The organism is Vagococcus humatus (genome assembly GCF_003950325.1).
Lineage (GTDB): Bacteria > Bacillota > Bacilli > Lactobacillales > Vagococcaceae > Vagococcus_C > Vagococcus_C humatus.
Map to the genome: position 1 here is coordinate 847,697 of NZ_PXZH01000001.1, position 14,129 is coordinate 861,825.

General features: G+C 33.3%; 13 protein-coding genes, 1 CRISPR repeat array and 1 riboswitch (1 of these 15 cut by a window edge). Of the genes, 2 read left to right on the forward strand and 11 right to left on the reverse strand.

Annotated features, from left to right (window positions below):
- Window positions 1-40: 40 nt before the first annotated feature.
- A riboswitch (purine riboswitch) is annotated at window positions 41-136 on the reverse strand.
- Window positions 137-216: 80 nt separating this feature from the next.
- The 4 genes from C7P63_RS04100 to C7P63_RS04115 are packed head-to-tail and all read right to left on the reverse strand — an operon-like array spanning window position 217 to window position 3,268.
- Complete coding sequence (locus C7P63_RS04100) at window positions 217-825, reverse strand: glycoside hydrolase family 73 protein (RefSeq protein ID WP_125942877.1); 609 nt, start codon at window positions 823-825, stop codon at window positions 217-219.
- A gap of 30 nt (window positions 826-855) precedes the next feature.
- The gene (locus tag C7P63_RS04105; RefSeq protein WP_125942878.1) at window positions 856-1,650 is read right to left on the reverse strand and encodes a M15 family metallopeptidase; all 795 of its coding nucleotides are present in this window, start codon (window positions 1,648-1,650) and stop codon (window positions 856-858) included.
- A 3-nt stretch (window positions 1,651-1,653) separates the two neighbouring features.
- On the reverse strand, window positions 1,654-2,217 hold the full coding sequence (locus tag C7P63_RS04110; protein ID WP_125942879.1) for a hypothetical protein: 564 nt from the start codon (window positions 2,215-2,217) through the stop codon (window positions 1,654-1,656).
- 49 nt (window positions 2,218-2,266) lie between these two features.
- Complete coding sequence (locus tag C7P63_RS04115; RefSeq protein WP_125942880.1) at window positions 2,267-3,268, reverse strand: aromatic acid exporter family protein; 1,002 nt, start codon at window positions 3,266-3,268, stop codon at window positions 2,267-2,269.
- A 243-nt stretch (window positions 3,269-3,511) separates the two neighbouring features.
- On the opposite strand from C7P63_RS04115, the gene C7P63_RS04120 reads away from it, so the two are divergent.
- The gene (locus tag C7P63_RS04120; RefSeq protein WP_125942881.1) at window positions 3,512-4,165 is read left to right on the forward strand and encodes a hypothetical protein; all 654 of its coding nucleotides are present in this window, start codon (window positions 3,512-3,514) and stop codon (window positions 4,163-4,165) included.
- A 52-nt stretch (window positions 4,166-4,217) separates the two neighbouring features.
- Here the strand turns inward: C7P63_RS04120 and C7P63_RS04125 are convergent, their stop codons facing one another.
- From C7P63_RS04125 to C7P63_RS04155, 7 genes are all read right to left on the reverse strand, one after another.
- Window positions 4,218-5,429, reverse strand: coding sequence for a glycosyltransferase family 4 protein (locus tag C7P63_RS04125; protein ID WP_125942882.1), 1,212 nt, complete (start codon window positions 5,427-5,429; stop codon window positions 4,218-4,220).
- A 2-nt stretch (window positions 5,430-5,431) separates the two neighbouring features.
- A complete protein-coding gene (locus C7P63_RS04130; RefSeq protein WP_125942883.1) occupies window positions 5,432-6,382 on the reverse strand; it encodes an ABC transporter ATP-binding protein in 951 nt (316 codons plus the stop codon).
- Complete coding sequence (locus tag C7P63_RS04135) at window positions 6,366-8,018, reverse strand: ABC transporter permease (protein WP_125942884.1); 1,653 nt, start codon at window positions 8,016-8,018, stop codon at window positions 6,366-6,368. Before C7P63_RS04135 ends, C7P63_RS04130 begins: the two co-directional genes overlap by 17 nt.
- A gap of 64 nt (window positions 8,019-8,082) precedes the next feature.
- Complete coding sequence (locus tag C7P63_RS04140; protein ID WP_125942885.1) at window positions 8,083-9,144, reverse strand: ABC transporter substrate-binding protein; 1,062 nt, start codon at window positions 9,142-9,144, stop codon at window positions 8,083-8,085.
- A gap of 234 nt (window positions 9,145-9,378) precedes the next feature.
- Complete coding sequence (locus tag C7P63_RS04145) at window positions 9,379-10,848, reverse strand: flotillin family protein (protein ID WP_125942886.1); 1,470 nt, start codon at window positions 10,846-10,848, stop codon at window positions 9,379-9,381.
- Window positions 10,849-10,860: 12 nt separating this feature from the next.
- Window positions 10,861-11,391 (reverse strand): NfeD family membrane protein, encoded by a 531-nt coding sequence (locus C7P63_RS04150; RefSeq protein WP_125942887.1) that lies wholly within the window; start codon window positions 11,389-11,391, stop codon window positions 10,861-10,863.
- Between the two features lie 120 nt (window positions 11,392-11,511).
- Entirely contained in the window at window positions 11,512-12,717 is a 1,206-nt protein-coding gene (locus tag C7P63_RS04155) for an NAD(P)/FAD-dependent oxidoreductase (RefSeq protein WP_125942888.1), read from the reverse strand.
- A gap of 456 nt (window positions 12,718-13,173) precedes the next feature.
- Between C7P63_RS04155 and C7P63_RS04160 the strand changes: the two genes are divergently transcribed.
- Window positions 13,174-13,908 carry an SDR family NAD(P)-dependent oxidoreductase gene (locus C7P63_RS04160; protein ID WP_125942889.1) on the forward strand — a complete coding sequence of 245 codons (735 nt, stop codon included), beginning with the start codon at window positions 13,174-13,176 and terminating at the stop codon, window positions 13,906-13,908.
- Between the two features lie 186 nt (window positions 13,909-14,094).
- A CRISPR array of direct repeats spans window positions 14,095-14,129; the repeat unit is 36 nt (it continues 793 nt past the right edge of the window).

Here is a 14,129-nt window from a genome sequence, read left to right on the forward strand (position 1 = left end):
TTTTTTTACTATTACAGGACAATAGCAAAAAAAGGTATAACAATAGCCTTGATTTGCTTATAGTCTGATATTACGGTATCAGGTAGAAACGCTCAACCAATCTTGAGCATATATAAGCTGACAATTTATGGAATTGACTACATTATGTACCAATTATTGTAAATTTGCAAGTTAATTATGAATGTTTTTATTTAATTTTCATTTAATGTTCAGGTTTTACTGGTCATAGCGATATAATTCATAACTTTCAATGACATTTATAATTTTTTCACTATAATCTGGATCAGTCGCATAACCTGATGTTTGAAGTGCTTTGGCTGCTTCTTTATATGTGGTTGCTTCAATAACTGGATAGTAAATCTCGTGATTCCAAGACACACCGTTTAAAAATAAAGCAGTATGGTCATCCATAGAAGCTTCCCAATCAGGGTAAACTTTAAAATCTGCAGATATCTCAATCCATTTACCATCTACAAACTCTTTTGTTTTAAGATAAACTTTATCTCCCTTTCCATAAGCTTTAATACCAAATAAATTATTATACTTTTGACTTAACTCACTTTGTCCCCAATCAGATTCTAAAATAGCTTGACCTAAAATAATACTAGCCAAAATGCCTTGCCTTTCATGAATTTCCTTAGCGTGAGGAGCTAAGTGAGTAATAAATTCTTCCCGACTAACTTCTTCAGAGGTCTCAACTGGTTCAGAGGGAGCTGCAAACAAAAAGTTACTAAATAAATACACGCTACCAACACAAAACACAATAAAAAGAAAAAAAGAAAAACTACTTTTTTTTCTGCGACGTTTCCGATTATTTTTTGCCATAATTTTAAAAAACTCCTTATTTGCGTTATCCTACTTTTGATTCTTTTCTTCCATCACTTTTTCTTCTTCCCTGATTAAGTCAATATACTCTTCTAGAGCTAGCTGATGTTTGGTTATGTATTCAGCATTTTCTCGTCCCACATATCTAATATGCCAGGGTTCGTAATTAATTTTAGTAATGCTTTCTTTATTTGGCGGATAGCGAACAATAAAACCATACTCAGAACAATGGGCTTGAATCCATTTACCTGCAGGGGTTTCAATAAACTCCTCTTCTAAGCCTTGTCCACTATTATACCAATCCTGATCTACCACATCTAAAGCTAAACCTGTATGGTGTTCACTTTGTCCTGGTGTAGTCATATAAGCAGCTGTTGATTTTTTAGCTTCATCAGGGGTTTGCCCTTCATTAATATGTCTGTCATAAGCTTCTTTATAAATCTGTTCTTGATAGGCTACCGAACGATAGCTTGAAATCACTGTTAATTGGATTCCGTCCTTCTTAGCAGCGGCTTCCATGTCTAAATAAGGTTGTAACACACGCTCATCCACTTCATAACCATTAGGTAAGGACTTTAATTGTTTGTTTTCTTCTTTTATCGGATGAGTATCATTCACCAAAATTAAATTCCAATCCGTGGATTTGACAGAAGGCAGTGCCATTGCCTGTTTTTTGTCTTTGTCTGACGACTTGTTTTCTTTGACTGTCTGAGTTTTTGGCTGAGCTTGTTTGCCAACAACCAAAGTTTCATCTGGCATAAAGAATATCAGTCCTAAAAAAATCACGGTTAAGATACCAATCAGACTTAATAGTTTTTTGGACATTCTCTACGCTTCTCCATCCTCTTCAACGGCTTCTTTAGCCACATAAGTATCTGTTAAATTTTCATTTACCCACTCCAGTAAATCAATTGGAGCATCTTCAATTTGTTTTTGTACCACAGCTGGTAGTCTAAATTCTAAGATATCATCATATCCCCAACCTTCGTATTCTAATGATACTTTTAGCGTAATAGTCCCTTGTGCTAGTTTACCATAACAGTATTGACTCCGACTATTCTTTTGCGTAATCAACTCTACCTCGGCACTACCTGTTTGGATCCATTTATTGGCTATTAACGTTTTAACTCGGCGATACTCAGACACCACAATATGTCGTTTCTCTGGGAATAAAATGGTTTGACGAATGATTTTTTGAATAAGCATCCATTCATAATCTGAAAACAACGCTTTTAATTTTTGCATTTTTTCACTATCTAAAGGTTTTAATCCAGCTTTCCATCTGTTCCAATCGGCTAGAGGAATAGTTAAATAATTTTCACAAAAAACTGTTTCACTTTCAAATTGACTCAATATTTCATCCATAATAATCATTACTAATGCTTGATGCATCTCTATCACCTCATTTATGTATTTTACAATGACTTTCAAAAAAAAGCATCTAGTTTTCAGGTCCTTCTTTGGACAATTTCATTTTCTCTAAAACAGTTGGCTGATGTTCCTCATAAAAATCGGCTTTCACTTCAATAAATCGGTGAAATTCATGTAGAAATTGAAATAATTTCGAACGATTTTCAAATTCTTCTCTATCTTTAGGTAGAGAAGATTGACTATAACTTTGCAAAGTTTGGTCGATTTTATTTAAAATACTTTGACCGTCATTTTCCTCTGCAAAAGTCTGAGAAGCGTAAGCTAACACCTCAACAGTAGGTGCCACTGGTGTGTGTGCTACTTCTAGACTTGTCAGGATAATCGTCATTTGTTTCAAGATACTTACTTGCAATTTTCTCATATTAAAATAGTCTAAATAGTAATTATCATTAGAAAAGAAACTGTTGTCCCCATGGTTTTTTGCCCACTTTTCTGCTTGTTTTAGCAAGGTTTCCATCTCGATTAAATAGGTTTCACCTTCAAATTTTTGTGTTGGGTATTTCAAATGAACAACCATACTTTGGAGCAAATGTCTGATTTTTTTATCAATCTCTTGTTGATTATCTCGCAATTGTTTCTCCATATTTGGCATATATAAGTTAGCTAATATAGCAAAACCAACACCTAAAAACATCAAGAAAAAAGCATTGGATATAATAGCTACATCCATTCTTTCCTCAATTAGATAGTGGGTAATTAAAACCGAACTAACTGGTATTCCTTCAGGCATATGCCATTTTGCTGCAAGAGGAATAAAAAACAGCAAATAAACGCCAAAAGCTCCCGCATTGTAGCCAAATAAATGAAAGCAAATAAATGCTAAACTTGTAGCTAAAACGAGAGAACCTACTCGAGATACTCCTACATAAACGGAAGATTTTTTTGTGTTAGTCACACTCAGTAGCGCAATAATTCCTGCAGCTGTTGGATATAATAAACCAAAAAATTGAGCACAGATAATGGCTAAAGAAGCACTAATCGCGGTTTTTATGGTTCGCATACCAATTTTCATAGACACCCCTCCCATTCTAACTTATAGCATATCATGTTTTGAGCTTATTTCCGATAATTTAATTCAATTTTGTGCTGTTGCTTTTTTATTTTGTTCTACGTTATAATTAGCCTGTCTTATTAAATAAAAAAATCCGACTATTTGAATAAAATCGTCACTTACTCTGAATAAACATGCTAGTTAACATAATTTTTATGCTTATCTAGTTTAGCTTTAAGAGTAAAAAGAAAGTGAGGAACGCTTATGAAAAAAACACCCTATCTCGTACTCTTCTTTATTCCACTGTTATTTCTTTTAATAAGTTGTGGTATTACAGAAGAACTAGAAATGGCTAAATTAACCAACACAGAACTAACAGAACAATTAACAGCTCAAAAGAAACATTATCAAACATTAGAAAAACTTCTGCAAGACTTGCCTGAAGCTATCCAACAAGACCAACTTACTTTAAAAGAAGAAAAAGATGAAACAGACTCCCTTTATGACAACAAAGAAGGAGAAGTTTATGCTAATTATGAAAAAAGGCAAGCTTTATTAGCTGATATGGCTCAAATTCAAAAAGAAATGTCAAAACAACAAAAACAGCTACAAAAGTTAGTCAAAAAACAAGGAGTAGATGTTGACAATAAACAACTAGCTCTTATTGCTCAAAGCTTAGATATTATTTTTTCTGACTTAAATTCAATTAATACCTATGCAGAGTCTAGTTTTAAACAAGAAGCAGATTACTTCTCTCAACCTTTATCAGAGCAAACGGAAGAAGAAGCCACTTTAATCCAACGCACTTATGGATCCATTCATTTACTCAACGAAGAAGCACAACCTAATATTGATTACACCTTGAGTTTAATTAAACACTTTGAAAAAGAAGCTAGAAAAACACCTACCACACATTAATTCTGATTAAAACACTAAGTAGCCCAGTCAATTAACTGAGCTACTTAGTGTTTTATTTAACTAAAAAAGGCAATAATTTTTTTATTAATTGTGACCAAGAATTTTCTTCTATTTTTTCAAAAATAGCCGGATCAATTGGCTGCTCATTTTCAACAAAAATAATTTGTTTACATAAAGCATTGGCTAATCGTCTTCTAAAATCTTCTAAATCTTCTGGATAAGGTTCATCTTTATTATAAAGTCTTGGTAAAGAAACATATTCAATTACACCACTGTCATTGACCTGCTCTCCTAATTGCTGTTTTAAAGCAGGAATATCCGTTACTACCACTCGGTTTCCACAAGCTAAACTTTCAATAGCTACTAAACCTAATCCTTCAAAGTAAGACGGTAGCACAAAAACATCTGCCTGTCTAAAACAATCTGCTAAAGCTCTTTGATTGTCTACATTAAACACTCTAATTTGCGGATAACGATCGGTATAATGTTTAAACCAAGCTTGGTCTTCTGGGCCAACATTACCAATAATAGATAACCTAGCAAAAGCATGACGTTTAATAATTTGTTCAAAAGCTTCTACTAATTGAAAAACTCCTTTTGCTTGAGATATTTTCCCTGCATAAACTACTTCAATACATTCATTTTTAGTTTTATTGGTAGGAGGATAAAAAATAGTTTCATCATAGCCTCCACCTATAACTTGTATCTTGTCTAATGGAATATTAAAAATATCTGAAATACGTTGATTTTGTAAAGAACTAAGAGAGAAAACTTGATCTAACTCTCCTAAATTTTTGACATATCTTTCTTTTAATTGAGGATGTTGTTCAGCTTGTCTAGCATCAGTACCGTGACAAAATGCATAAACTTTATCCGTTTTAAACCAACTTCTAACTAAAGAAGTTAACATCCACAAATGATGACAGATAATAATATCAGGTTGAAAATCGGCATAAGCCTCTTTAACTTTTTTCTCAAAAACCCGTTGCCACTGCTCAATCATCTCTTCTGTCATCTCACCGTATACAGTACTAGGATAAGGCATAACGTCACTCATCCCTGGTAATAAAAAAGGAGCCTCTTCATTTGGAAATAGAACAGGGTACTGTCTATCTTTTGGTAACACTTCATAGTCATAATCGGAAAAACAGCCATAAACGCAAGCTTGTTCAGCAGTATGGGATAAATTTTTAATGATGTTCGTAAAATAAACGCCACTTCCTGTTTTACTAGGTAACTGTGCAATAATGTGTAAAATTTTCATGACTAGCCTCCTAATGTTTTTTCTGTATAAGATAAACACACCTTAGTTCCTACTTGAAATAAATAGTCTGACTGATTTAACGTCACAACAGACAAGTTGCTACCATCAAAACAATGGATATCATACTCTATTATCTCACCTTTAAAGACCACTTGGCAAATTTCACCTTGAGCTGGTTGATTTTTTGTTGGTAAACCCATCCTAATTTTTTCTGGTCGAACGTAGCAATTTTCAGCTAATAGATTACTTTTACCTATAAAATCTAGTACAAACACCTCAGCAGGATGCTCATAAATATCAATAGCACTTCCTGTTTGAACCACATTTCCCTGATTCATGAGCAAAATAGTATCTGCCATTGAAAAAGCTTCTTCTTGATCATGGGTCACAAAAATAGTCGTAATATGTAAATCCTGCTGAATTCGTTTAATTTCTTCTCTCATTGAAACCCGTAACTTAGCATCTAAATTAGATAATGGTTCATCTAACAATAATAAATCAGGCTCAATCACCAAACTTCTGGCTAAAGCTACACGCTGTTGTTGACCACCACTTAAATCATGAATAGCCTGGTGAGCATATTGAGCCAATTCCACTCTTTCTAACATAGCTAACGCTTTTTTCGTCGCTTCTTGTCGACTTAGAGATAAAAATTTCAACCCGTATTTCACATTTTCTAACACAGTCATATGAGGAAATAAGCCGTAAGATTGAAACACTGTGGCAACTGGCCGTAGTTCTGGGGGTAAATCTGTAATTCTTTCATGATTAAGATAAATATCTCCTGATTGAACAGGTTCAAATCCTCCTAAACATCTTAATAAGGTACTTTTACCACATCCACTCGGCCCTAAAACAGCTAGTAACTCTCCTTCTTTGACTTCAAATGTAATATCTCTTAATGCTTCATAATCCCCATACCATTTACTTAAATGATTAACGGATAGATACATTTCCTCTCACCTTCTTCATCCATTTTAATACTAGATAATATAACCCATTCGCTGTTAAACAAATCAGCATAATATAACAAGCTATCACAGAAGCTAAACGATATTTCCCACTTTGAACTAAGTCAAACAAAACTAAGGTAGCCACTTTTTGACTAGGATAAATTAAGAAAATAATCGAGCCAATTGTTGTCATAGTAGAGGTAAATCCGTTAATAAAGGCAACGTATAATCCTTCTTTACTTAAAGGAAAGACCACATCTTTCAACTCGTTCAAATAGCTGCCACCTAAATCATGGGTACTTTGATAAAGTTCTGGATTAATTTGGCTTAGACTACCACTTGCCATTTTTGTAGCAAAGGCAAGTTGTTTAAAGGTAACATTTAATACCACAATTAAAGAAGTCCCAACTAATTTCAGAGGGGATTTAGAAAAAGCAAAAATATAACCTAATCCAAAAAATGTTCCTGGCATGATGTAAGGCATCATGGCAATAAAATCAATCCATTTCATCCATTTTATCTGTCTAACTTGACTGTAATACACTAAGGTAAAACTTAAAAAGCTTCCCACTACACCGGCAATCAGAGCATAAACAATACTTCTGATAAAGGTACTACTAATATAAGGCCGACTTTCATAAATATTAGCCAAAGATAAACTAGATTTTCCTTGATACCTAACTGTGAAGCCGTTCATAATAATCGATAAGTATTGTAAAATAAGAGCACCAATCAATAGAATAGAGATTACACGGACTAGTTGAAACAACCAGCCTTGACGTCTTAATGAAAATTTACCTGCAGGATTACCGTGATCTCTGTTAGTCAAATCCTTTAGATAATGAGTGTATAAAATAAAAACAAGCATAGCTGGTATAAAAATCAATAGATTTATCCTTGCTGCTTCTTGGATATTACCTCTAGCAATAACATTTAAATATCCTTCTGTAGCCAACACCTTAAAAGAACCCCCAATAATACTAGGCGTCCCAAAGTCTGCTAAACTTCTAATAAAAGTTAAAGAAGCAACAATAACAATCCCGCGGTGCATAAGAGGTAAAATAATATCTAGTAAAATATGGTTAGTATCTGCTCCTAAAGACTGAGCTGTTTCCACAACAGATTTATCCATTGCTTTTAAAAAACCAATTAGCAATAAAGTATTCAAAGAGAGATACCCTAAAGTTTGCATCATAATAATTCCGTGAGCCCCGTAAGGATTCCAAGTAAGGTGAAGTAACTGGTGAGAGATAAATCCCCTTCGGCCAAATAAGTGAATATAAGCAAGGGAAGATACAAAAGGTGGGGAAATCATGGTAATCATAAATAAAAGACTTAGCCCTCTTTGCAACCAATTTGGTGCTAAAAAATAATACAAACTTATCCCAACTGATAAAGTTGTGGCTAAAATCGAAGTTGTCGTTGCTACCAACAACGAATTTTTAATAAGAGATTGATTAGCTAAAACAAATTCTCCCATCTCAGAAACTGTCATGAAATGATTAGTTGACATTAAGGCTTCTTTAAATACCATGATAAAAGGATACAAAATAAATAATAGTACCAGTCCTGCAATCAACCATCTTATACCTCGGTCAACTGCTTGATGAAGTTGATGTCTTTTCCTTAAATCCATATTTAATCCTTTACTTTCTGATATGAAAAAAGGGTCAAAATTGACCCTTTCTCTATCTATTTACTTATTTGTCGCCAACCATTGTTGCCCATTTTTCTAAAATAGCTTCTCGGTCTGTACCGAAAGTTGACAAATCTTCTTTAATTAATTGATCTTTTTTAAGTCCTAAATCTAGTCCTTTAATACCAGGTTTAACCACTTGATTACTATCTTTTCCATCTAATTCTGCTAGTTTTTGTAATTGTTTATCTTCTAACATGAAATCGATAAAGCCTTTAGCAACATCTTTTCCTTTACTTCCTTTAAAAATAGCGACACCTTCTGGTACCCAAGGAACACCATCTTTTGGATAAACTACTGTTAATTTTTCTTCCTCAGCTACATCAAAAGCAGATTGGTCCACTGGAATAATACCAATACCAAATTCACCAGCAGCTGTTTTTTCTTGTGGATCTTTTCCTCGTTTACCGTAGAATGAAATGTTTTGGTCTACTTGTTTCCAGTAATCCCAACCCTCATCTCCGTACTTATCTAATAACCCTTTAACTACAGCATACATAGTTCCTGACACTGCTGGGTCACTCATAATAATTTCATCTTTGTATTTAGGATCTTTTAATTCTTCCCATGAAGTAGGTTGTTCTAAATTCTTTTCTTTTAATACGTCATCGTTAATTAACAAACCAGCCACTGTAATACCTTTTGATAACCAATACCCATCTTCATCTCGGTAATCTTTAGGCAATGCTTTAATTTCTTTAGTTTGATATTTTTCTAATAAATCATCTGATTTAGCTTCCATAAAGGCATCTAAACCACCACCAAACCATAAATCTGCCATTGGTTCTTCTTTTTCAGCTTTCATTCGAGATAATACTTCTCCACTAGACATAGATAAAAATTCAACCTTAGCTCCAGTTTCTTTAGAAAACTCATCAAATAATTCTACATACTTATCTGATGTTGTCACAACATTCATGGTTTTCCCTTTAAATACTTGCTCTGTTTTAGCTGTATCATCTTCTTTAGTTTCTACCTTTTTTGAATCCTCTTGAGATTTTCCACATCCCGTTAACAATAAAGCACTAATTAACGCAAAACTCCCTAATTTCAACCACTTTTTCATGATCTTCCTCCTTATTAGTCAAACATTAATAAAACGCTTTTTCCTTATATCCCTATATTAAAAAATAAATATAACACTGTCAATTAAATTCTAGTTAATTCGTTTTTTTATTCGAAAATATATCGTTTTAATAAAATACCATGATAAAATGATGAGATTCCTATGATTAACCACCTAATAGAAAAATAAAAAACAACTCTTACAAAATAAGAATTGTTTTTTATCAATGATTATCTAATTATTTTCGTTATTTACTGTCACATGATCCTTTGACTCTTGTTGAGTTGTAGCCTGACTCGAAAAACCTTCAATTAATTGTTTTAAATCTAGGCCAGTCGTTTCTTTTAAGGTTTCTTGAGAAGTAGCTAACAAGTTCGTTGCATATTGATTTATGCGGTTAGCCCCACTTGTAGTTCCTTCTCCCTGTCCAGTATCTACTACTGAAATTTTATCGATATTACCTAAAGGTTGAGCAGCTTCTTTTACTAACTCTGGTAAAATTTCAACTACCATACTTAATACAGCTGCTTCTCCGTATTGTTTAAACGCTTGAGCTAATTGTTCTTTAGCCTGAGCTTTCGCTTGACCTTTTGCCGCAATAGCTTGAGCCTGAGCTTCTCCGTCTAAACGAATTCTCTCTGCTTCCGCTTGAGCCATTGCTTCAATTCTAAATTTTTCTGCTTCTGCTTCTGCAATTTCTTTAGCTTTAGCAGCTAACGCTTCTTGCTCTTTAGCATATCTGTCAGCATCTGCTTTTTTCTTCACTTCTGAATCATATTGTTTTTCACGACGAATAATTTCTTTTTCTTCTAATTCAATTTGTTTTTGACGCTCAATGACTTTAACTTCCATCTCTTGGGCTACTACTTCTTGTTGTGCTTTAGCACTTTCCAGTCCATAAGCTTGGTCTGCTTTAGCTTTAGCAATATCTTGTTCTTCTTTGTAGATAGCTAATTTTAATTCTTTTTCTTTCGCAGCCTCTGCAATTTCTGTTTGTCTTTCCAATTCTGCTTGTTGAGATTCTTTTTCTGCCATTGCTTTTTTAATACGTGTTTCTTTTTCCGCTTCTGCTTCTGCAATGTTAGCATCTCGTTTAACTTGGGCAATTCTTGGTTTACCTAAAGCATCTAAGTAGCCGTTTTTATCTTTTACCTCTTTAATAGTAAAGGAAACAATAATCAAACCCATTTTAGCTAAATCAACACTGGCAACTTCTTGAACACTTTGGCTAAATTTATCTCGGTTTTGATAAATTTCTTCTACTGTCATAGAGCCTAAGATTGAACGCAAATGACCTTCTAATACTTCTCTTGCTTCATTTTCTAATTCTTCTCTTGTTTTACCTAAAAACTGTTCAGCAGCAGTCGCAATTTCTTCTACTGAAGAACCAATTTTAATAATAGAAGTACCATCTGCCATTACAGGTACTCCTTGCTCTGTATAAACTTCTGGAGTAGAAACATCTAGTTTACTTGAAAGCAAGCTTAAACGATTAGAACGCTGGAAAACTGGTAAAACAAAAGCTCCTCCACCTCTAACAATTTTTATTTTATTTCCTGACTCATCTGTATGAACGTTTTTACTACCTAAATAACTTCCGCTAATAATAAGGGCCTCATCTGGCTTAGCTGTTTGATATTTTGAAACAAAAACTACCAACATTAAAACAATTAATAATAAAAATAAACCAATCACAAAAATCATCTTCTTCACTCCTTAATTAAAGTTTTCTTGATACGGAACAACGTAACAAACCCGGTCATGAATTTCAATAATTAAAACGGATTCACCTTTCTTGATTGCAACTCTCTCTTTATCTGGCATCACATAAAGAGAAGCAGGTCGTGTAATAGAACCTGTCACACTTTTAACTTGAATTTCTCCCATTCCCTTGATAGGTATTGGCGTTATGACTAAAGCCTTTTGACCTTCTAAATCTTTTTCAGAACTAGATAAGGTGGACTCGGTTTTTTTTAATGGAACAACTACATAAAAATTCAATAAAAAAACTAATACTGTAGAAATTCCAATAGCAATACCTAGTAGTAACCCACTATGAATCAGATTATACCGTTCACCTATATAGCCAATCAACGCAATAATCCCTAACCAAGGAACCAATAGCATAGGATCAACCGGTCCATCCATTTGAAAAATATCTCCAATCATTAATAAGACCACAGACATTCCGACACAAGCGATTAATAAGTAAAGATAGACGGTTTCATAAGATAAATTTCCTATCATTTATCTTTCCTCCTTCTCTCTTATTTCACTTAGTTTATCAAAAAAAAGCCTAAAAGGATAGCAAATAAAAAAGCACTTAACTTTTTTTAGTTAAGTGCTTCCTATTTTAATCTCTTTATCTTAGTGATAAAAATCAAATCGACCTTTTTTCATCATTGTTGAAAAGTTACTTACCTGTAAGACAGCTTTATTGGCAATCCCTTTTTTCATAACAGAAGCGACATAACCTTTAAAATCTTTATCAAAGGCATGGGCAATTCCATCGTTATTTCCTAAAGAGGCAACTGTTCCTTGTGAAACGAACTCAAAAGCTTCTTGTTCTTTACCTTGTAGACGTCGTTCAATATTTTTAGCTACATGATCTGCTTGAACAATCGCAATTTGCGCTGTTGTTGGATAAGGACGACCAGATTTTTCATCCATTACAGCACTAACATCCCCAATCATATAAACCTCTGGATAATCAGGCACCGTTAAATCAGGATTAACCATTACACGACCACGACGTTCTGCAAAACCAGAAGCGCCAATAACCCCGCTACCACGAACACCTGTTGTCCAAATAATAGTACTTGCTTTAATTTCTTTTAACTCACCGTTTTCTTCATAGACAACTCCGTCTTTTTTAATTTCTTTAATCGGTGTGCCTACTTTAAACTCAACGCCACGTTTTTTCAATACGTCGATACCATAATCAGATAATTCTTCTGAAAACATAGGTAAAAGTTTTGGCATAGCTTCAATACAAGTAATCTTTACTTTATCAATAGGGAAGTTAAATTCATCTGAAATTTTTGGCAAACGGTTAGTAATCTCTCCTAGATATTCAATACTTGTAAAACCAGCTCCACATACAACAATACTTAAATCTTTTTCATCTTGAGAAAGTTGATAATTATTAAGATTTTTATCCAGTTGTTTTTTAGCTGCTTGAGCAGTAGGAATATCTACTAGTGGCCAACCAAACTCATCCACTCCTTTAATACCAAAAGATTCAGACTCAAAGCCAAGTCCAATAACTAATAAATCATAAGGAACTGTTTCGCCATTTTTTAATGAGACACTTTTGTCATCTTTATTGATAAGAGTAACTTCTTCTTCGATAAATGTTACTTTTTTTGGATCTAGTACATCATTAATTTTAAAGGTAATATCTTTGGCAGTTGAAGTACCTGCAGCTACTTCATGTAAGGCAGTTGATTCATGGTGATAATTATTTTTACTGATCAACGTGATGTCGATATCTAAATTTTTCTTTTCTAATTCTTTAATAGTCCGCATCCCCGCATAACCAGCACCCAATACGACCACTTTTGTTTTACTCATAATCTCGTTACCTCCTGAATAGATTTAAAATAATCTATGATTATAATCTTTGTTAAGTAATACTCTTTTTTAAGAATTAAACTAAATAATTCCCATCAACTATATTAAACCATTTTTGTCAAAAATAATACAGTAATCTGTTTTGTTTTTCAGAAAAACTGTTTAATTTAATTTCAAACTTTTTCTATTCCATTTTAGAAATAACCTTATTATAACAACAGTTATTCGTTTTTTCTTGTGTGAAAAACAGTTTCATTAACTGTTTTTGTATTCGATTAAACATCTTTAAAAGAACATAAGTGAAACAGTTGTTGCCAACATCATTATAACAGTTACTTTTAAAAAAATCATCTAACAACCTTTTCACAAAAGTAAGCGATTCATTTATTTGCTTTTTATTAACCTTTTTATGTATACTGCTCAATGATATAAATAAATATGGAAAGGATGATTAACATGAACCGTCTACAAAATAAAGTTGCTATCGTTACTGGAGGATCATCTGGTATCGGAAGAAAAACTGTGGAGTTGTTTATCCAAGAAGGAGCTACTGTTATTGCTTGTGATATTAATGAAGAAGCTTTAACTCAACTAAAAAAAGAAGTACCTATTACTACTAAAAAACTAGATATTTCTTCTGAAGAAAATTGGCAACAAGTATTAAAAGAAATTAATGAGGAATTTGGTAGAATTGATATTTTAATCAACAACGCAGGGGTTTCTTCTGATAAAGGATTAGCTCAAACTACTCCAAAAGACTGGGAATTCCAATATAAAATTAATTCTTTAGGACCTTTTTTAGGGATAAAACATGTCACTCCTTATATGAAAGAAAATAACGGAGGAGCCATTGTTAATACTGTTTCCTATACTGCCTTGATTGGTTCTGGTACAAATGCTTATACCGCTTCAAAAGGAGCAACCCGTGCGATTTCTAAAGCAGCTGCAGTTGATTTAGCTCCTTTTAATATTCGAGTGAACTCAGTGTATCCTGGAGTCATCCAAACGCCTATGTCAGAAGCAGTTAGTGAGATGAAAGAAGCTCTTAACTACTTAATTAGCCATACTCCTTTAGGTCGTTTAGGTAAACCTGAAGAAGTGGCGAACACCCTTCTTTTCCTAGCATCTGATGAAGCTTCTTATATTACTGGAGCGGAAGTCGTGATTGACGGAGGCTATTCAGCTAAATAATTAGACTAATTAAAGAAAATAACCCACGACTCTTCAAAATTAGCTTTAAAAATTTATTTTTTAGACTCACTGCACAGTATTTTTTAAAAGGTCTATTATTACATGAATAAAGAAAAATAATATGATAAAATATCATTAGAGAGCTGATAACCTTATAAATTTATTAACTAAAATTTATTTGCCGAGGTTTTAGAACCATTCTATTTGTCATAGTATTAAAA

Coding starts and splice junctions, on each gene's coding strand:
- C7P63_RS04150 (WP_125942887.1), bottom strand. CDS start 11,391: ATGATAGGAAATTTATCTTATGAAACCGTCTATCTTTACTTATTAATC.
- C7P63_RS04105 (WP_125942878.1), bottom strand. CDS start 1,650: ATGTCCAAAAAACTATTAAGTCTGATTGGTATCTTAACCGTGATTTTT.
- C7P63_RS04120 (WP_125942881.1), top strand. CDS start 3,512: ATGAAAAAAACACCCTATCTCGTACTCTTCTTTATTCCACTGTTATTT.
- C7P63_RS04140 (WP_125942885.1), bottom strand. CDS start 9,144: ATGAAAAAGTGGTTGAAATTAGGGAGTTTTGCGTTAATTAGTGCTTTA.
- C7P63_RS04110 (WP_125942879.1), bottom strand. CDS start 2,217: ATGCATCAAGCATTAGTAATGATTATTATGGATGAAATATTGAGTCAA.
- C7P63_RS04130 (WP_125942883.1), bottom strand. CDS start 6,382: ATGTATCTATCCGTTAATCATTTAAGTAAATGGTATGGGGATTATGAA.
- C7P63_RS04135 (WP_125942884.1), bottom strand. CDS start 8,018: ATGGATTTAAGGAAAAGACATCAACTTCATCAAGCAGTTGACCGAGGT.
- C7P63_RS04100 (WP_125942877.1), bottom strand. CDS start 825: ATGGCAAAAAATAATCGGAAACGTCGCAGAAAAAAAAGTAGTTTTTCT.
- C7P63_RS04155 (WP_125942888.1), bottom strand. CDS start 12,717: ATGAGTAAAACAAAAGTGGTCGTATTGGGTGCTGGTTATGCGGGGATG.
- C7P63_RS04145 (WP_125942886.1), bottom strand. CDS start 10,848: ATGATTTTTGTGATTGGTTTATTTTTATTATTAATTGTTTTAATGTTG.
- C7P63_RS04115 (WP_125942880.1), bottom strand. CDS start 3,268: ATGAAAATTGGTATGCGAACCATAAAAACCGCGATTAGTGCTTCTTTA.
- C7P63_RS04160 (WP_125942889.1), top strand. CDS start 13,174: ATGAACCGTCTACAAAATAAAGTTGCTATCGTTACTGGAGGATCATCT.
- C7P63_RS04125 (WP_125942882.1), bottom strand. CDS start 5,429: ATGAAAATTTTACACATTATTGCACAGTTACCTAGTAAAACAGGAAGT.